General features: G+C 66.8%; 13 protein-coding genes. 10 read left to right on the top strand and 3 right to left on the bottom strand.

From position 1 onward, the window contains the following. Nucleotides 1-35 precede the first annotated feature (35 nt). The 10 genes from DV704_RS05610 (at nucleotide 36) to DV704_RS05565 (ending at nucleotide 11,276) form a co-directional block, all read left to right on the top strand. Nucleotides 36-1,481 (top strand): PLP-dependent aminotransferase family protein, encoded by a 1,446-nt coding sequence (locus tag DV704_RS05610; RefSeq protein WP_114798584.1) that lies wholly within the window; start codon nucleotides 36-38, stop codon nucleotides 1,479-1,481. Nucleotides 1,482-1,505: 24 nt separating this feature from the next. Further along, nucleotides 1,506-2,963: an ethanolamine permease gene (eat, locus tag DV704_RS05605; protein ID WP_114798583.1), complete on the top strand. Its 1,458-nt coding sequence runs from the start codon at nucleotides 1,506-1,508 to the stop codon at nucleotides 2,961-2,963. A 56-nt stretch (nucleotides 2,964-3,019) separates the two neighbouring features. Beyond that, nucleotides 3,020-4,381, top strand: coding sequence for a glutamine synthetase family protein (locus tag DV704_RS05600; protein ID WP_114798582.1), 1,362 nt, complete (start codon nucleotides 3,020-3,022; stop codon nucleotides 4,379-4,381). A 9-nt stretch (nucleotides 4,382-4,390) separates the two neighbouring features. Further along, on the top strand, nucleotides 4,391-5,161 hold the full coding sequence (locus DV704_RS05595; RefSeq protein WP_114798581.1) for a glucose 1-dehydrogenase: 771 nt from the start codon (nucleotides 4,391-4,393) through the stop codon (nucleotides 5,159-5,161). A 10-nt stretch (nucleotides 5,162-5,171) separates the two neighbouring features. After that, nucleotides 5,172-6,566: an aldehyde dehydrogenase family protein gene (locus DV704_RS05590; protein WP_233498256.1), complete on the top strand. Its 1,395-nt coding sequence runs from the start codon at nucleotides 5,172-5,174 to the stop codon at nucleotides 6,564-6,566. After that, nucleotides 6,563-7,249 carry a gamma-glutamyl-gamma-aminobutyrate hydrolase gene (locus DV704_RS05585; RefSeq protein ID WP_114798580.1) on the top strand — a complete coding sequence of 229 codons (687 nt, stop codon included), beginning with the start codon at nucleotides 6,563-6,565 and terminating at the stop codon, nucleotides 7,247-7,249. The genes DV704_RS05590 and DV704_RS05585 overlap by 4 nt, the downstream gene beginning before the upstream one ends. Nucleotides 7,250-7,314: 65 nt before the next feature. After that, nucleotides 7,315-9,039, top strand: coding sequence for a DUF294 nucleotidyltransferase-like domain-containing protein (locus DV704_RS05580; RefSeq protein ID WP_233498255.1), 1,725 nt, complete (start codon nucleotides 7,315-7,317; stop codon nucleotides 9,037-9,039). 42 nt (nucleotides 9,040-9,081) lie between these two features. After that, a complete protein-coding gene (locus tag DV704_RS05575; RefSeq protein ID WP_114798578.1) occupies nucleotides 9,082-9,297 on the top strand; it encodes a hypothetical protein in 216 nt (71 codons plus the stop codon). Then, the gene (locus DV704_RS05570) at nucleotides 9,278-9,808 is read left to right on the top strand and encodes a hypothetical protein (RefSeq protein WP_147279587.1); all 531 of its coding nucleotides are present in this window, start codon (nucleotides 9,278-9,280) and stop codon (nucleotides 9,806-9,808) included. The genes DV704_RS05575 and DV704_RS05570 overlap by 20 nt, the downstream gene beginning before the upstream one ends. A 229-nt stretch (nucleotides 9,809-10,037) precedes the next feature. Continuing rightward, a complete protein-coding gene (locus DV704_RS05565) occupies nucleotides 10,038-11,276 on the top strand; it encodes an AAA domain-containing protein (protein ID WP_158539608.1) in 1,239 nt (412 codons plus the stop codon). A gap of 18 nt (nucleotides 11,277-11,294) precedes the next feature. Here the strand turns inward: DV704_RS05565 and hemC are convergent, their stop codons facing one another. From hemC to DV704_RS05550, 3 genes are all read right to left on the bottom strand, one after another. Further along, complete coding sequence (gene hemC / locus DV704_RS05560; protein ID WP_114798575.1) at nucleotides 11,295-12,185, bottom strand: hydroxymethylbilane synthase; 891 nt, start codon at nucleotides 12,183-12,185, stop codon at nucleotides 11,295-11,297. Nucleotides 12,186-12,263: 78 nt separating this feature from the next. Further along, nucleotides 12,264-12,686: a hypothetical protein gene (locus DV704_RS05555; RefSeq protein WP_114798574.1), complete on the bottom strand. Its 423-nt coding sequence runs from the start codon at nucleotides 12,684-12,686 to the stop codon at nucleotides 12,264-12,266. A 37-nt stretch (nucleotides 12,687-12,723) separates the two neighbouring features. Continuing rightward, nucleotides 12,724-14,985, bottom strand: a complete 2,262-nt coding sequence (locus tag DV704_RS05550) for a xanthine dehydrogenase family protein molybdopterin-binding subunit (RefSeq protein ID WP_114798573.1) — start codon at nucleotides 14,983-14,985, stop codon at nucleotides 12,724-12,726. Nucleotides 14,986-15,169: the final 184 nt, after the last annotated feature.

The raw sequence follows: 15,169 nt of genomic DNA, 5'->3' as shown, positions 1-15,169 counted from the left end.
TGCCTATAATGCTCCCCAATCCAAAGGGGAGCGCCATGGGAATCCGGGTCAAGCTGCAGCGGGACAGGCATACCGCTTTATACCGCCACATCGCCGAGGAGTTCCGCACCCGCATCGCCAGGGGCGAGCTGCCCCCGGGCACCCGCTTGCCCACGGTGCGGGCCCTGGCCCGCGAGGTGGGCACCACCCGGCTCACCATCCACAACGCCTACCGCGAGCTGCAGGCCGATGGACTCATCGAGTCGGTGGTGGGCCGGGGCACTTTTGTGAGCCCCCAGGCCCGGCCCGCCGCCCAGCCCAGCCTGGGGGAGCGGCTCGAGCCCGACCTGGTGCTCTCCGACCTGCACCGGTTGCAGCACGCGCGGGCCCTGCACAACCTGGCTTTGGCCACCGCCGACCCTGCTCTGTTCCCCTACGAGGCCTTCTGGGCCTGCCTGGAGGGGTTGAAGCCGCTGGCGCGCGAGGTCTTCGGCTACGGCTCGGTGATGGGCGAGCCCGAGCTTAGGGTGGCCCTCAGCGAGCTTCTGGAGCAACGGGGCATCGAGGCCGACCCCCAGGAGGTGCTGGTGACGGTGGGGGGGCTGCAGGGGCTGGCCCTGGTCTGCCGGGCCCTAGCCGAGCCTGGGGAAGAGGTGCTTCTGGAGGAGCCCACCTACCTGGGCTTGCTGGGGATTCTCAAGCAGTTCCGCCTCAAGCCGCTGCCGGTGCCCCTGGATGCTGAAGGTCCCCGGCTGGAGGTGCTCGAGGCCCTCCTGAAGCGCCACCGCCCGCGCTTTTACTACACCATCCCGAGCTACCACAACCCCACCGGGCTGCGCTTTTGCCAAGAGCGGCTGCGGCGGCTGTTGGCGCTGGCCCAGGCCCATGGCTTCACCCTGGTGGAGGACGACACCCTGGGCTGCTTGAGCTACGAGAAAACCCCTCCCACCCCGCTGTATGCCCTGGCCCAGCGCCTGGGGGCCGGGTCGCAGGTGGTGCACCTGGCCAGCCTTTCCAAGGTGCTGATGCCAGGGCTGCGGATTGGCTACCTGCTGGCCCCCGAGGCCCTGCTCGAGCGCTTCACCGCCTTGCACAACGTCTCCGATATCACCGGGCCGCCGCCTTTGTTGCAGCGGGCGGCAGCGCAGTTCATCCGCCAAGGAAGCCTGAAGCAGCACCTGAAACAGGTACTGCCCATCTACCAGCGTCGGCGTGACGCGCTGTTGCAGGCCCTGAGCCGCCACATGCCCGCCGGGGTGCACTGGAGCCGCCCCGAGGGGGGGTTTTCCTGCTGGGTCAGCCTGCCCCGACTTTTCTCAACCCTGGAGCTACACCGCCAGGCCCTGGCCCGGGGGGTGGCCATCACCCCGGGGGAGGCCTTCCTGGTGCGAAGCGACGAGGCCATGCACTTCCGGCTTTGCTTCGGGGCCGAAGGCGCCGAAGGCCTGGAAGAGGGGGTGAAAGAGCTAGCACGACTGATCCGGGCGCGGCAAAAGGTCTGAAGCGGTCTGGCAAGGGAGGCTTCAATGGAGAATAGACCCAAGGAGGTACGGGGCGCACGCTACATAGACGTGGACAACACCTACCTGGAGAAGCGTCGGCTGCGCAAGAGCGCGGGCTGGGTGCTTTTGTGGGGCCTGGGGGTGGGCGCGGTCATCTCGGGCGACTTTTTCGGCTGGAACTTCGGGCTCGCGGCAGGGGGCTTCGGCGGGCTTCTGCTGGCCACCCTCGTGGTGGCGGTGCTGTATGTGACCATGGTGCTTTCCATCGCCGAGCTCTCCACCGCGTTGCCCCACGCCGGGGGGTTCTACTCCTTCACCCGCAGCGCCTTTGGCCCCAACTGGGCCTTTTTGAACGGGGTCACCGACCTCATCGAGTACGTGATTACCCCGGCGGTGATTGTGGTGGGCATTGCGGGCTATATGAACGCCCTCATCCCTGGGGTACCGGCCTGGATCTGGTGGGCGGTCTTTTACGCCTTCTTTGTGGGCATCAACATCCGCGGTACCGCCCTGACGCTTCGGGTCTCGCTCATCGTGACCCTGCTGGCCTTGGGGGTGCTGGTCTTCTTCTATGTGGCCGCTGCTTTTTCGGGGGCCTTTAGCTGGGACAAGGTCTTCAACATAGAGCCTCAACCGGGAGGCTCGAGCTTCCTCCCCTTTGGCTGGTACGGGGTCTTTGCCGCTTTGCCCTTTGCCATCTGGTTCTATTTGGCCATCGAGCAGCTTCCCCTGGCCGCTGAGGAGTCGCACGATGTGGTGCGGGATATGCCCCGGGCGCTCATCCTGGGCATCATTACCTTGCTGGTGCTCTCGGTGCTGACCCTAATCCTTAACACCGGGGTGGCGGGGGCCAAGGAGGTAGGGGAGTCGGGCGCCCCCCTGGAGCTCGGCTTCAAGGCGGTGTTCGGCGACGCCGCCACCACCACCATACTCACCCTAATTGCCATCACTGGGCTGGTGGCCAGCTTCCACGCCATCATCTACGCCTACGGACGGCTCATCTTTGCCCTCTCGCGGGCCGGCTATTTGCCCACCGGGCTTTCCATCGTGAGCCGCTACCACACCCCGCACTACGCCCTGATTCTGGGCGCGGTGGTGGGCTTCCTGATGTGCGTGCTCATCAGCACCTTCTCCGATAGCGTGGGGGCCGCGCTCCTCAATATGGCGGTGTTTGGCGCGGTGATCTCGTATGCCATGGTGATGTTCGCCTACATCCGCTTAGCCCGCACCCGCCCCGACCTGCCCCGGCCCTACAAGAGCCCGCTGGGCGTGCCGGGGGCCTGGGTGGGGGCCATTCTGGCCCTGGTCTGCCTGGGGGCCACCTTTGCGGTGGAGAGCTACCGCCCTGGCGTGGTGGGCACGGCCGTCTTTGTGGTGCTGATGATGGCCTACTACTGGTTCTACAGCCGCTTCCGCCTGGTGGCCCAGGCCCCCGAGGAGGAGGCCGCGCTGATCGCCGAGGCGCAGCGGGAAATCCGGTAGGCGTGCGTTGCCCGAAGCAACAGACAGGCTGAACCCAAGGGCTTTCAGGAGATGAGATGAGCAAGCTGGACTGGCTGGCCCAGAAGGTAAACGCAGGCGAGATAGAGACCGTGCTGGTGGCTTTCCCCGACCACTACGGGCGGCTCATGGGCAAGCGCTTCGAGGCCGAGTTTTTCGTGGAGCATGTGGCCAGCCACGGCACCCACGGCTGCGACTACCTGCTCACCACCGACATGGAGATGGAGCCGGTGCAGGGCTACCGCTTTGCCAACTGGGAGCTGGGCTATGGCGACTTTCACCTGGTGCCCGACCTCTCCACCCTGCGGCCTGCGAGCTGGCTCGAGAAAAGCGCCATCGTGCTCTGCGACCTGGAAGACGAGCGCACCCACCAGCCGGTGGAGGTGGCCCCCCGCACCATCCTGAAGCGCCAGCTCGAGCGGGCCAAAGCCCTGGGCTACACGGTGATGGCCGCCTCGGAGCTGGAGTACTACCTCTACCGGGTCTCCTACCGCGAGGCCCACCGGCAGGGCTACGCGGGCCTCGAGCCCGCCGGCTACTACCTGGAGGACTACCACCTGCTGCAGGGCACCCGCGAAGAGCCCTTCACCGCTGCGGTGCGGCGGCACCTCAAGGCCTCGGGGATCCCGGTGGAGAACTCCAAGGGGGAGTGGGGCCTGGGGCAGCACGAGGTCAACCTGCGCTACGCCGAGGCCCTGGAGATGGCCGACCGGCACGCCTTGTTCAAACAGTGCCTCAAGGAAATCGCCGACTCTATGGGCCTCTCGGTGACCTTCATGGCCAAGCCCCACCACGGCCAGGCGGGCTCCTCCTGCCACATCCACCTCTCGCTGTGGAAGAACGGCCAGAACGCCTTTGCCGGTGAGGAAAGCTACGGGCCGGTAAAGGGCTCGGCGGTCTTCGGGCAGTTTTTGGCCGGCTGGATGGCCCACGTGCCCGACTTCATGCCCCTGTATGCCCCCACGGTGAACTCTTACAAGCGCTACGAGGACGGCTCCTGGGCCCCCACCCGGCTGGCCTGGAGCTACGACAACCGCACCGCCGGGTTCCGCGTGGTGGGGCAGGGCCCCTCGCTGCGCATCGAGTGCCGCATCGGCGGGGCCGACCTGAACCCCTACCTGGCCCTGGCCGCAGCCCTGGCCTCGGGGCTTGCGGGCATGGAACAGGGCCTCTCCCCACCCCCCATATTCCAGGGCGACATCTACCAGGCCCGCCATCTGCCCCGGGTGCCCTACACCCTGGGCGAGGCGGTGGAGGGGTTTGCCCATAGCGCCTTCGCCAAAGAGGCGCTGGGCGAGGCCGTCCACGAGCACTACACCCACTTCTTCCGCACCGAGTGGCAGGCCTTCAACCGGGCCGTGACCGACTGGGAGCGCAAGCGGTACTTTGAGCGAATTTAGGGAGGTTTCATGCAACTAGCTGACAAGGTGGCCCTGATTACCGGCGCTGCCAGCGGGATTGGCCTCGAGGCTGCCCTGCTCTTTGCCCAAGAAGGGGCAAGGGTGGTAGCGGTGGACATCCTGGAAAAAGGCCAGGAGACCGCCGAGCGCATCCGGGCCGCAGGAGGCCAGGCCCACTTCGTGCAGGCCGACGTCTCCAAGGCCGAGGATGCCCAGCGCATGGTGGAGGAGGCCGAGCGGGTCTTTGGCCGGCTCGACATCCTTTTCAACAACGCCGGCATCTCCCACGCCGAGGACGACGATGCCATCCACACCAGCGAGGCCGTATGGGACCTGACCTTTGCCGTGAACGTGAAGGGGGTCTTTCTGGGCTGCAAGTACGGCATCCCCGCCCTGCGCCGGGCCGGGGGCGGGGTGGTCATCAACACCGCCTCCTTTGTGGCCTTCCTGGGGGCCGCCACCCCCCAACTGGCCTATACCGCGAGCAAGGGGGCGGTGCTCTCCATGACCCGCGAGCTGGCCGTCATTCACGCCCGGGAGAACATAAGGGTCAACGCCCTGTGCCCGGGGCCTTTGCAGACCGAGCTTTTGATGAAGTACCTGGACACCCCGGAAAAGCGCCAGCGCCGCCTGGTGCACATCCCCATGGGCCGCTTCGGCCAGGCCAGCGAGATTGCCCAGGCCGCTTTGTTTCTGGCCAGCCCGGCTTCCTCCTTCATGACCGGGGCAGCCTTGCTGGTGGACGGGGGCATCACCGCGGCCTACGTCACGCCGGAGTAGGGGTGCGGCAGTGACCAGGACCATTCAAAAAACCATCAGCCCGGTGGATGGGCGGGTCTACGCCGAGCGGGAGCTGGCCGGGCCAGAAGAGCTCGAGGCCGCCTTAGCCCGCGCCGCCAGGGCGCAAAAAGCCTGGGCCCAAACCCCGCTGGAGGAGCGGATGGGCATCGTGAGCCGAATGGTAGAGGTGATGCTCGGGGCGGTGGAGGAGGTGGCCCAGGAGCTCACCTGGCAGATGGGCCGCCCCATCCGCTATACCCCCAAGGAGATTACGGGGGGCTTTGCCGAGCGGGCCCGCTACATGACCCGCATTGCGCCCCTGGCCCTGCAGGACGTGCCGGTGGAGGAACTGCCGGGCTTTACCCGCTTCATCCGGCGCGAGCCCTTGGGCGTGGTGCTGGTGCTGGCCCCCTGGAACTACCCCTACCTGACCTCGGTCAACACCATCGTGCCCGCCATTCTGGCGGGGAACGCGGTGGTGCTCAAGCACTCGGCCCAGACCCCCCTGGTGGCCGAGCGCTACGCCTGGGCTTTCCAGGAGGCCGGGCTGCCCGAGGGGGTCTTCCAGTACCTGCACATGGACCACGACCTGGTGGCCCGGGCCATCGCCGACCCGCGGATGGCCTTTGTGGCCTTTACCGGCTCTGTGGCCGGCGGGCGGGCGGTGGAGCGGGCCGCGGCGGGGCACTTCAAGGGGGTGGCCCTGGAACTGGGGGGCAAGGACCCGGCCTACGTGCGCGAGGACGCCGACCTCGAGTTCAGCGTGGTGAACCTGGTGGACGGGGCCATGTTCAACTCGGGCCAGTCCTGCTGCGGGGTGGAGCGCATCTACGTGCACGAGAGCCTCTACGAGCCCTTTGTGGAGGCTTTTGTGGCCGAGACCCTGAAGCTCAAGCTGGGCAACCCCCTAGACCCCGAGACCACCCTGGGCCCCATGGTGCGCACCGAGGCCGCCGAGTTCGTGCGGGGCCAGATTGCCGAGGCGGTGGCCCAGGGGGCCAAAGCCCTCATAGACCCCCGCCACTTCCCCGCCGACGCGCCGGGCACCCCCTACCTGGCCCCGCAGGTGCTGGTGAACGTGCACCACGGGATGCGGGTAATGGTGGAGGAGAGCTTTGGCCCGGTGGTGGGCATCATGCCGGTAAAAAGCGACGCGGAAGCCCTGGCGCTCATGAACGACTCCCCCTACGGCCTCACCGCCTCCATCTGGAGCCGGGATGAAGGGGCCGCGTTGGAGCTCGGAGCGGGCATAGAGACCGGCACGGTCTTCCTCAACCGCTGCGACTACCTGGACCCCGCCCTGGCCTGGACGGGGGTCAAGGAGTCCGGGCGGGGCTGCTCGCTCTCCGTGCTGGGCTACGAGCAGCTCACCCGGCCCAAGTCGTATCATCTGCGTAGGCTATGAGGCTGGCCGTACTGGTCTGCGACGACCCCCCGCCGGGCCTGGGGGGCATTGCGGGCGACTACCCCGCCATGTTCGAGCGGCTTTTGGGCCTGCCCCTCACCCCCTTCGACGTGCGAAGGGGGCAGTATCCGGCCCAGGTCGAGGACTTCGGGGGCTACCTGATTACGGGCTCCCGCGCCTCGGTCTACGACCCTTTGCCCTGGATTCCCCCTTTAGAAGACTTCGTGCGGGCAATTGCGGCCTCCAAGAGCCGGCTGGTGGGGGTCTGCTTCGGGCACCAGATGATCGGCCAGGCCCTGGGGGGTAGGGTGGAGCGCTGGCCCCTGGGCTGGGGGGTGGGGGTGCACCGGTTCGCGGTCTACCGGCAGGCCCCCTGGATGGAGCCCCGGCTAAGGGAAGTCCGGCTCATCCTCTCCTGCCAGGATCAGATTACCGTGCTCCCGCCGGGGGCTTTGGTGCTGGGGGGGAGCGAGTTCAGCCCCCACGCCTTTATTCAGGTGGGGGAGAACGTGCTGGGGATGCAGCCCCACCCCGAGTTTCCCGTCGCGTTTGCCCAGGCCCTTTTGGAACAGCGGCGCGAGCGGGTGGGCGAGGCCCGCTACACCGAGGCCAGGGCCAGCTTTGCCCAGGAGCCCACCGCAAGGGAGGTGGCGGGCTGGATTCGGAATTTTCTCGCTTCCTGAAGCAGTACCCCCCCTTCGATGCCCTGAGCGAGGCCGACTGGGCGGGCCTCGAGGGGGCCCTGCACTTGCTGCACTTCGAGCCGGGTGCGGTGATTCTTTCCCCCGCCCAGCCCGAGGCCGAGGGGCTTTATGTGGTTTTTGGGGGCGCGGTGCGGCTGGAGCAGGACGGGCAGGCCGTGGCCTGGCTCGAGCCCGGCGAGGCTTTTGGCTACCCCTCCCTCCTGGGCCAGCAGCCCCCCCGCCTCACAGTGCGGGCCGAGGGTGAGGCGGCGTGCTTGCTCCTCGCCAAGGAAGCCTTCCGCCGCCTGCTGGAAAAGCCTTCCTTTGCCCTCTTCTTCAGCGCCCGGCTGGCCGAGCGGCTCAGGCTCTTGCAACCTGCGGCCCTGAGCCTGCCCGACCTGGGGCAGCCGGCGGGGGAGGTGGCGGAGGCGGCGGTGTGGCTCGAGGAGGGGGCCAGCGTGGCCCAGGCCGCCCGGCGCATGCGCGAGCGCGGGGTGAGCGCCTTGCTCCTGAAGACCCCGGAGGGCCTGGCCATCCTCACCGACCGCGACCTGCGCAACCGGGTGCTGGCCGAGGAACTCCCCCCCTCCACCCCGGCCCTGCAGGTGGCCAGCGCCCCGGCCAAAACCCTGCCCGCTGTAAGCCCCCTCTACGAGGCTTTGGCCTACCTGGAGCAGCAGGGCATCCACCACCTGCCCCTCACCGAGGGGGGCCAGGTGGTGGGCCTCCTCACCGACCGGCTCTTCTTGCGCCGCTGGCTCCAGACCCCCTTGGGGCTTTTGCGGCGCCTCGAGCAGGGCGACCTGGGCCCCCTGCAGGACTACCGCGAGCGGCTTCAGGCCATTGTGCGGCAGATGCTCGCTGCGGGCTTTGCCGTACCGGCCATCACCCGCCAGGTGAGCCTTCTGAACGACGCCCTTACCCGTAGCCTCTTGCGCCGGGCCGAGGCCCGCCTGGGGCCCCCGCCCTGCCCCTATGCCTGGCTGGCCCTGGGCTCCGAGGGCCGCACCGAGCAGGCCCTGCTCACCGACCAGGACAACGCCCTGGCCTTTCAGGAACCCGCCGCCAAGCCCTACTTCCAGGCCCTGGCCCAGGCCGTGCTCGAGGGGCTTTTGGAGGCCGGGTTCCCCCCCTGCCCGGGGGGTTTCATGGCCGACCGGTGGTGCTACGCCCTACCCGAGTGGGCCACCCGCTTCCAGCAGTGGCTGGAAAACCCCGAAGGCGAGGGCCTCCTGGAGGCCCAGGTCTTCCTCGACTTCCGCTCGATTGCCGGGGGACTTTCGCCGGAGCCCTTGCACGGCTACCTGCGCCAGGCCGGCAAGAGCCGCGCTTTTCTGACCGCCCTGGCCCGCTCGGCCCTGGCCTTCGCCCCGCCCTTGGGCTTTTTGGGCCGCATCCACTGGGAAGGGGGGCAGGTCAACCTGAAGAAGGGGGGCCTGGCGGCCATCGTGGCGCTGGCCCGGGTGTACGGCCTCGAGGCCGGCTCTCTGGCCCGCCCCACCCCAGAGCGCCTGCGGGCCGCTGCCGAAGCCCGGCTGCTTCCCAGGGAAGAGGCCGAAGACCTGAGCGAGGCCTTTTTGTTCCTCGCCCACCTGCGCCTCAAGCACCAGCTCGAGGCCCTGAGCCGGGGCCAGCCCCCCACCAACCGGGTGGCCCAATCCTCCCTCAGCCCCCGCGAGCAGCAGATGCTGCGCCAGGTTTTTTGGCGCATCCGCCAGGCCCAGCAGGCGCTGGCGGAGCGGTTTAGGCTGCCGATGCCCCAGGTGCGCTCGAGGCGCTTTGGGCTTTAATCACCGCCTCCCTGGCGAACGAATCCTACAATGGGCTCGCAAATGAAGACGACCCTCGAGCGCTCCCAGCGGCTGTACCGATTCCTGGAGGAGCTGCAAAAACAGAAGAGCTCCTTTCCCCTTACCCTGAATGCCTACGCCTGGCGCCTTTCTCTGAATTCGCTGCCGGTGCACCCCGCCATCGATTTCGCCGGATACACAGGCCAGGACAGCGAGTACCTCCTCCGGGTAGAAAGACGTGACGACTCCCCGTTCTGAAGAACGGGGAGTCGTCACGGTCGAGTGCGACGAGGTGGGCTTCAACCTCGAGGCCTACCTGCACTCGTCCCTCACCCTCAAATCGAGCAGCAAGGTCCTGAACCTGGTCTCGGCACTGGAGAGACTAGGCGACCTGTTCAAAGCCAAGCGAGCCCAGATAATCCGACGCCTGGGGGAGGAGCAAATCCACCGAGCACTAAGTAGCCTCGACCCCAAGCGCAACCACATCAGCCAGGCGCTGGCCCAGGCCTTGACCCAGCGCTCTGCCTCAGCCTATGCGGAGGTCTACCGGGAGGCCCAGCGCCTTTGGCAGCTCCAACCACACTGGCAACGCCGGCAAAAGCTGTTGGAGCGACTCCGAGAAGCGGCCCCCGACTGGGCCCGCGCCATCGAGAAGCGCAGAGAAAACCACGGCAAGGCCCAAGCCCCTAAAGAACCCGAAAAGGCTTGGCTGTACCGACTGCTAACCCAGACGAACGGGGCCAGCTCTCCATCCAAAACCTGCAGGTGAAATCGCTCAGCTAGAGAAAACGCTCCACCGCGTAACCGCCGAGCTCATAGAGCACAAGGCCTGGAGTGCGCAGATAAAAAAGACCTCTCTCCAACAACAGCAAGCCCTAACCGGCTGGCTGAACACGGTCAAGAGAATCGGCAAGGGCACCGGCAAGCGCGCCCCCAGGCTAAAAGCCCAGGCCAACCGGCTGATGGCTGCGTGCCGCTCAGCGGTGCCAGTTTGGATCATGCCCCTATCCCAGGTGGTTGAGCAATTCAGGCCAGAGCGCGACATCTTCGATGTGGTCATCGTGGATGAAGCCAGTCAGACCGATCTTTCTGGTCTAATCCTGCTCGCCATGGCCAAAAAAGTTATCGTGGTAGGCGACGACAAACAAGTGAGCCCACTGGCCGTAGGCGAGGAGGTAGACAAAGTAGAGCACCTCCAACAGGCCTACCTAAAGGATATCCCCAACTCTGCCCTCTTTGATGGAAGGTACTCCCTGTACGACATCGCTCGCAGTTCCTTTGGGGGGCAGGTCATGCTGCGGGAGCACTTTCGCTGTGTTCCCGAGATTATCCAGTTCAGCAACATGCACTTCTACGAAGGTCGCATCAACCCCTTGCGGGAGTCGAGCAGCTCTAATTTGAAACCAGCGGTCCGGGTCGAGCGGGTCAAGGGGTACCGCAATGGAAAGACCAATCCTGTGGAGGCCCGCCGGATCGTCGAGCTCATCAAAGCGTGTATCGACAACCCGCTTTACACGGGAAAGACCTTCGGTGTTATCTCGATGGTTGGCGACGAACAGGCCCTGCTCATCGAGAACCTCCTGCATCAGGAGCTATCCCCCACCGAGTTGCAGAACCGTCGCCTACTGTGCGGCAACCCAGCCCAGTTTCAAGGCGACGAACGGGATGTGATTTTTATATCGCTGGTAGACACCAGCGAAGGCGCTCCCCTGCCTCTTAGGGATAGCGAATCGTGGCGCCAGCGCTTCAATGTGGCGGCAAGCCGGGCTAAAGACCAGATGTGGGTGGTCTACTCCCTCGACCCAACTGCCGACCTGAAGCCTGGGGACTTGAGGAGGCTGCTTATTGAACACGCCCTAAACCCCGAAAACGCCCTAACGCAAATCAGGGTCGAGGGTGCAAAGGCCGAGTCGCCCTTTGAGAGAGAGGTGCTAAAACATCTCTCAAAGGCCGGCTTCCGTGTCAGGGCTCAGTATCCTGTGGGCAGCTATCGCATTGATCTGGTGGTAGAAAGCAACGGTCGAAAAGTAGCCATTGGATGCGACGGGGACCGCTATCATCCTCCAGAAAAGTGGCCCGAAGACCTCGAGCGCCAGCGCGTTCTGGAACGCCTTGGGTGGCGGTTCATCCGCGTTCGCGGAAGCAGCTTCTACCGCGACCCTGAGTCCACCATGAGGTGGCTCACCGGTGAGATCAAGAAAATGCTGGGGGAACAAGTGCTCCCGAGAACCTGGTAAAAAGCGGCGCAGGCCGGCCTAGCCCGCCCGCACCGCCCCCAGAAGCTCCCTGGCCCCCTCGGCCAGTAGGTCCTGGGCCAGCTCCTCTCCCAGCTCTCTGGCCTCCTCGGGCTCACCCTCAATCTCGGCGCGGATCATCTCGCGGCCGTCGGGCGAGGCCACCATCCCTTCCAAAAGCAGGGTCTCCTCGCTCAGCGTGGCTAGGGCCGCCGCCGGGCAGTGGTCCCCCGCGCCCAGGGCCCGTATAAAGGCCCGCTCTGCCGTCACGCGGGCAAAGGAGGGTCGGTGGTTCAGGCTGTAGGCCAACTCCTCGGCCCAGTCGTCTCCCCAGCGCACCTCGAGGCCCAGCGCCCCCTGGCCCGCGGCCGGGAGCATGACCTCGGGGTCGATGAGCTGGTCGATGCGGTTGGTCAGCTCAAGCCGCAGCAAACTGGCCGCCCCGATGATGACCGCATCGTACTCGCCGCTGCCCAAAGCGCTCAGCCGGTCGTCCACATCGCCCTCCAAATCGCGCAGGTCCAGGTCAGCCCGGTAGGCCAGAAGCTGGGCTTTGCGCCGCAGGCTGTTCACGCCCACCACCGCGCCTTTGGGCAGGTCTTCTAAGCGCTTGGCGCTGCGCCCCACCAGGGCCTCCCGGGGCTCAACCCGCTTGGGCACGGCCACCAGGTGCACCCCGGCCAGCTCCTGGGTGGGCAGGTGCTTGAGGGAGTAGACCGCGATGTCCACCTCACGCCGCGCCAGGGCCTGGCGCAGGGCCTCGGTGGCTGCAGTCTCGGAGGCCTGCTTCGACTGTATGGTGCGGATTTTGAACTCGGTCTCAGGCCAGTGCTCCTTCAAGCGTTCTACCACCCAGCGGGTCTGGGCTTGGGCCAGCAGACTTGCCCTGGACCCAATCACGATGACGCGCATAAGGCCAATATATTAGCGGAAAGAAGGGCACCGGAATACACCAAGAGGCTGGCCGTTCTTCCACCAACAAGGCCCACCCTACCTCGCCCGGCCAAAGGCGAAGACCAGCTCATCCCCCCGGCGCACCACGAAGAGCAAGGCGGCCTGCCCCGCGCCATCCTTTAGGTCGTAGCGGGTGCGAAGCTCACCCAGGACCTGGACCTCTTCCTGCCGCTCCACAAAGTAGCCGGCCGCGGCAAACCCGGTTAGAATCTGCTGCACAAAGCCCGCGTGCAACCGGGCCGCCAGCCCCCGGGCGGCGTAGACCTCGAGCCTGAACCGGCTGGCGTCTGGAATCCGGGCCAGGATGGCCTCGCTGCCCTGGCCGGCCCTGAAGGTGCCCGAGGGAAAGCGCACGCTGGCATCCAGGCTGGAGACCGTAGCCGCTACCGCGGTGACCTCGACCAGGGTCTGGGCCAGGCCGAACCCCCCCAAAAGAAGGAGAAGCCAGAGTACCCGCATGCGCCAAGCTTAGCGCCTTTCCGGCAACCCCAGCGGGTCATTCGACCATCCCCCGCAAAGCCCGCCAGAGCTTCTCCGGCGAAAGCGGCATATCCAGGTGTTCCACCCCCAAAGCATCCAGCACCGCGTTCACCACCGCCGGGGTAGCGGCAATAGCCCCGGCCTCCCCCACCCCCTTCACCCCCAGGGGGTTGGTGGGGGAAGGGGTCTCCAGGCGGTGGGCCTCCAGGGGGGGCATCTGGTCGGCCCGGGGGAGGGCGTACTCCAGCAGGCTCGCGGTGAGGTTCTGCCCTTCCTCGTCGTAAAGAATCCCCTCGTACAAGGCCTGCCCGATGCCCTGGGCCACCCCGCCGTGCTGCTGGCCCTCGAAGAGCAGGGGGTTCACCACCACCCCGCAGTCGTCTACCGCTATGTAGCGAAGGAGCCTCACCTCCCCGGTCTCGGGGTCCACCTCCACCACCGCCAGGTGGGCCCCGAAGGGGTAGTTGGCCTCCTTGAGGGCAAAGCTGGCCTGGACCTCGAGGCCCGGCTCCAGCCCTTCCGGAAGCCTGCGCGGGTTGAAGGCCGCTGCCAAGATCTGCTCCAAGGCCACTTCCTTATCGGTCCCCCGCACTCCAAAGCCCTTCTCGGTCCGCTCGAGGTCCTCCGGGGCTGCCTCCAGCAGGTGGGCTGCAATACGGCGCATCTTCTCCCGCACCCCTTCGGCCGCGCGCAGGACCGCCGACCCCCCCACCGAAAGGGTGCGGCTGCCCGCCGTGCCCATGCCGTAGGGGACCGCCAGGGTATCGCCCTGCACCACCCGGATGCGCTCCGGGGGAATGGGAAGCTGCTCGGCCACTATCTGCACGAAGGCGTTCTGGGTGCCCTGGCCGTGGGGCGAGGTGCCGGTGAACACCACCGCGCTGCCATCGGGGTTCACCCGCACCCCCCCCGTCTCCCAACCGTAGCCGGTAATCTCCACGTAGCAGCAAAGCCCGAGCCCCACAAGGCGGCCCGCCTCGCGCATCTGCTGCTGCCAGGCCCGCAGCTCGCTGTACCGGCTTACCTCCAAAAGCCGCGCCAGCGCCTCTGGGTAGGCCCCTGAGTCGTACTTGGCGCCGGTGCGGGTCCGGTAGGGGAAGGGCCCCCGGATGAAGTTCCGCCGCCGAATCTCCGCCGGGTCGAGGCCCAAAGCGCGGGCGCCCATATCCATCAGGCGCTCCAGGTAGTAGGTGGCCTCGGGCCGCCCAGCCCCCCGGTAGGCCCCGGTGGGGGTGGCGTGGGTGTAGACCGACTGCAGCCTGAGCTCGAGGGCCGGAATCTCGTAAGGACCTTGGAGCATCAGCAGGGTCCCTGGGGCATTGCCCAGGGTGGTCTCCAGCGCGTAAGCGCCCAGATCGGCCACCACCCGCCCGCGCAGGCCCAGAATCCTGCCCTCGCGGTCAAAGGCCATCTCCAGCTCGGCCACCTGGGCCCGGCCGTGAACGGTGGCAGTAAAACTCTCGTTGCGCCCTTCCACCCAGCGCACCCCCTGGTCCAGCCTGCGCGCCAGGTAGGCAGCCAGAATCTCCTCCGGATAGACGTTGATTTTAGCCCCAAAGGCCCCGCCCACCTCGGGCACCACCACCCGCACCTGGTTCTCCCCCAGGCCCAGCCGTTCGGCCACCGCGCTGCGCAGGTCGTGGGGCATCTGGGTGCTCGAGTAAAGGGTAAGGCCCTCCCGCAGGCCATCCCAGAAGGCCAGCACCCCGCGGGGCTCCATAGGGGCCGGGGCCACCCGCTGCTGCTGTAGCCGGGCCCTGACCACCGTGTGGGCCCGGGCAAAGGCGGCCTCCACCTCACCCGCCACCAGGGTACGCTCCAGGGCCAGGTTGGTGCCCAGATGGTCGTGCAAGGGGGGCGCGCTCAGGGCCAGAAGGGGGTCGGCGCAGGCTGGGAGGGGCTCGTAGTCCACCTCTACCCGCATAGCCGCGTCCTCAGCCAAAGCCCTGGAAGTCGCCAGCACCGCCGCCACCGGCTCCCCCACATAGCGCACCCGCTCGCGGGCCAGGAGGGGGTGCAAAGCCAGCCGGCCCTCTCGTGGGCCAGAGGCCGGGGCGAAAAGCTCCGGCAGATCGGCTGCGGTGTAGACCGCCACCACCCCTGGCAGGCGGAGGGCCTCCCGCGCGTCTATCGGCCCCAGGCGGGCGTGGGCGTAGGGGCTGCGCACCAGCACCAGGTGCAGGGCGGGCTCAGGGAGATCGGCCAGGTACCGGCCCTGGCCCTGGACCAGTCTGCCGTCTTCCTGACGCTTGAAGGGTTGGCCAATGTAGCGGGACATACCTGAACCATACTACCCCCAAACCCGTGTTGTAAAACTCCGCCAACCTGTGCTATAAAAAGCAGGTATGTCTCAGCTTAGGGTTTGAAATCCCTGGCAGACAGCCCAAGCGCAAGACGCCCACCCCAACCCAGAGCCTCCTGGGCGGGCATTTTGCGCAAAAAAGGCAAGCGGAGAGGAAGCA

It is taken from the genome of Meiothermus sp. QL-1 (genome assembly GCF_003351145.1).
Lineage (GTDB): Bacteria > Deinococcota > Deinococci > Deinococcales > Thermaceae > Meiothermus.
The sequence above is the reverse complement of the archived record's forward strand: the minus strand, read 5'-3'. Positions and strand labels throughout refer to the sequence as shown.

What these genes read in the sequence shown, in the direction of transcription:
- DV704_RS05610 (WP_114798584.1), top strand. Translation starts at nt 36, where the DNA reads ATGGGAATCCGGGTCAAGCTGCAGCGGGACAGGCATACCGCTTTATAC.
- eat (WP_114798583.1), top strand. Translation starts at nt 1,506, where the DNA reads ATGGAGAATAGACCCAAGGAGGTACGGGGCGCACGCTACATAGACGTG.
- DV704_RS05600 (WP_114798582.1), top strand. Translation starts at nt 3,020, where the DNA reads ATGAGCAAGCTGGACTGGCTGGCCCAGAAGGTAAACGCAGGCGAGATA.
- DV704_RS05595 (WP_114798581.1), top strand. Translation starts at nt 4,391, where the DNA reads ATGCAACTAGCTGACAAGGTGGCCCTGATTACCGGCGCTGCCAGCGGG.
- DV704_RS05585 (WP_114798580.1), top strand. Translation starts at nt 6,563, where the DNA reads ATGAGGCTGGCCGTACTGGTCTGCGACGACCCCCCGCCGGGCCTGGGG.
- DV704_RS05575 (WP_114798578.1), top strand. Translation starts at nt 9,082, where the DNA reads ATGAAGACGACCCTCGAGCGCTCCCAGCGGCTGTACCGATTCCTGGAG.
- DV704_RS05565 (WP_158539608.1), top strand. Translation starts at nt 10,038, where the DNA reads ATGCCCCTATCCCAGGTGGTTGAGCAATTCAGGCCAGAGCGCGACATC.
- hemC (WP_114798575.1), bottom strand. Translation starts at nt 12,185, where the DNA reads ATGCGCGTCATCGTGATTGGGTCCAGGGCAAGTCTGCTGGCCCAAGCC.
- DV704_RS05555 (WP_114798574.1), bottom strand. Translation starts at nt 12,686, where the DNA reads ATGCGGGTACTCTGGCTTCTCCTTCTTTTGGGGGGGTTCGGCCTGGCC.
- DV704_RS05550 (WP_114798573.1), bottom strand. Translation starts at nt 14,985, where the DNA reads ATGTCCCGCTACATTGGCCAACCCTTCAAGCGTCAGGAAGACGGCAGA.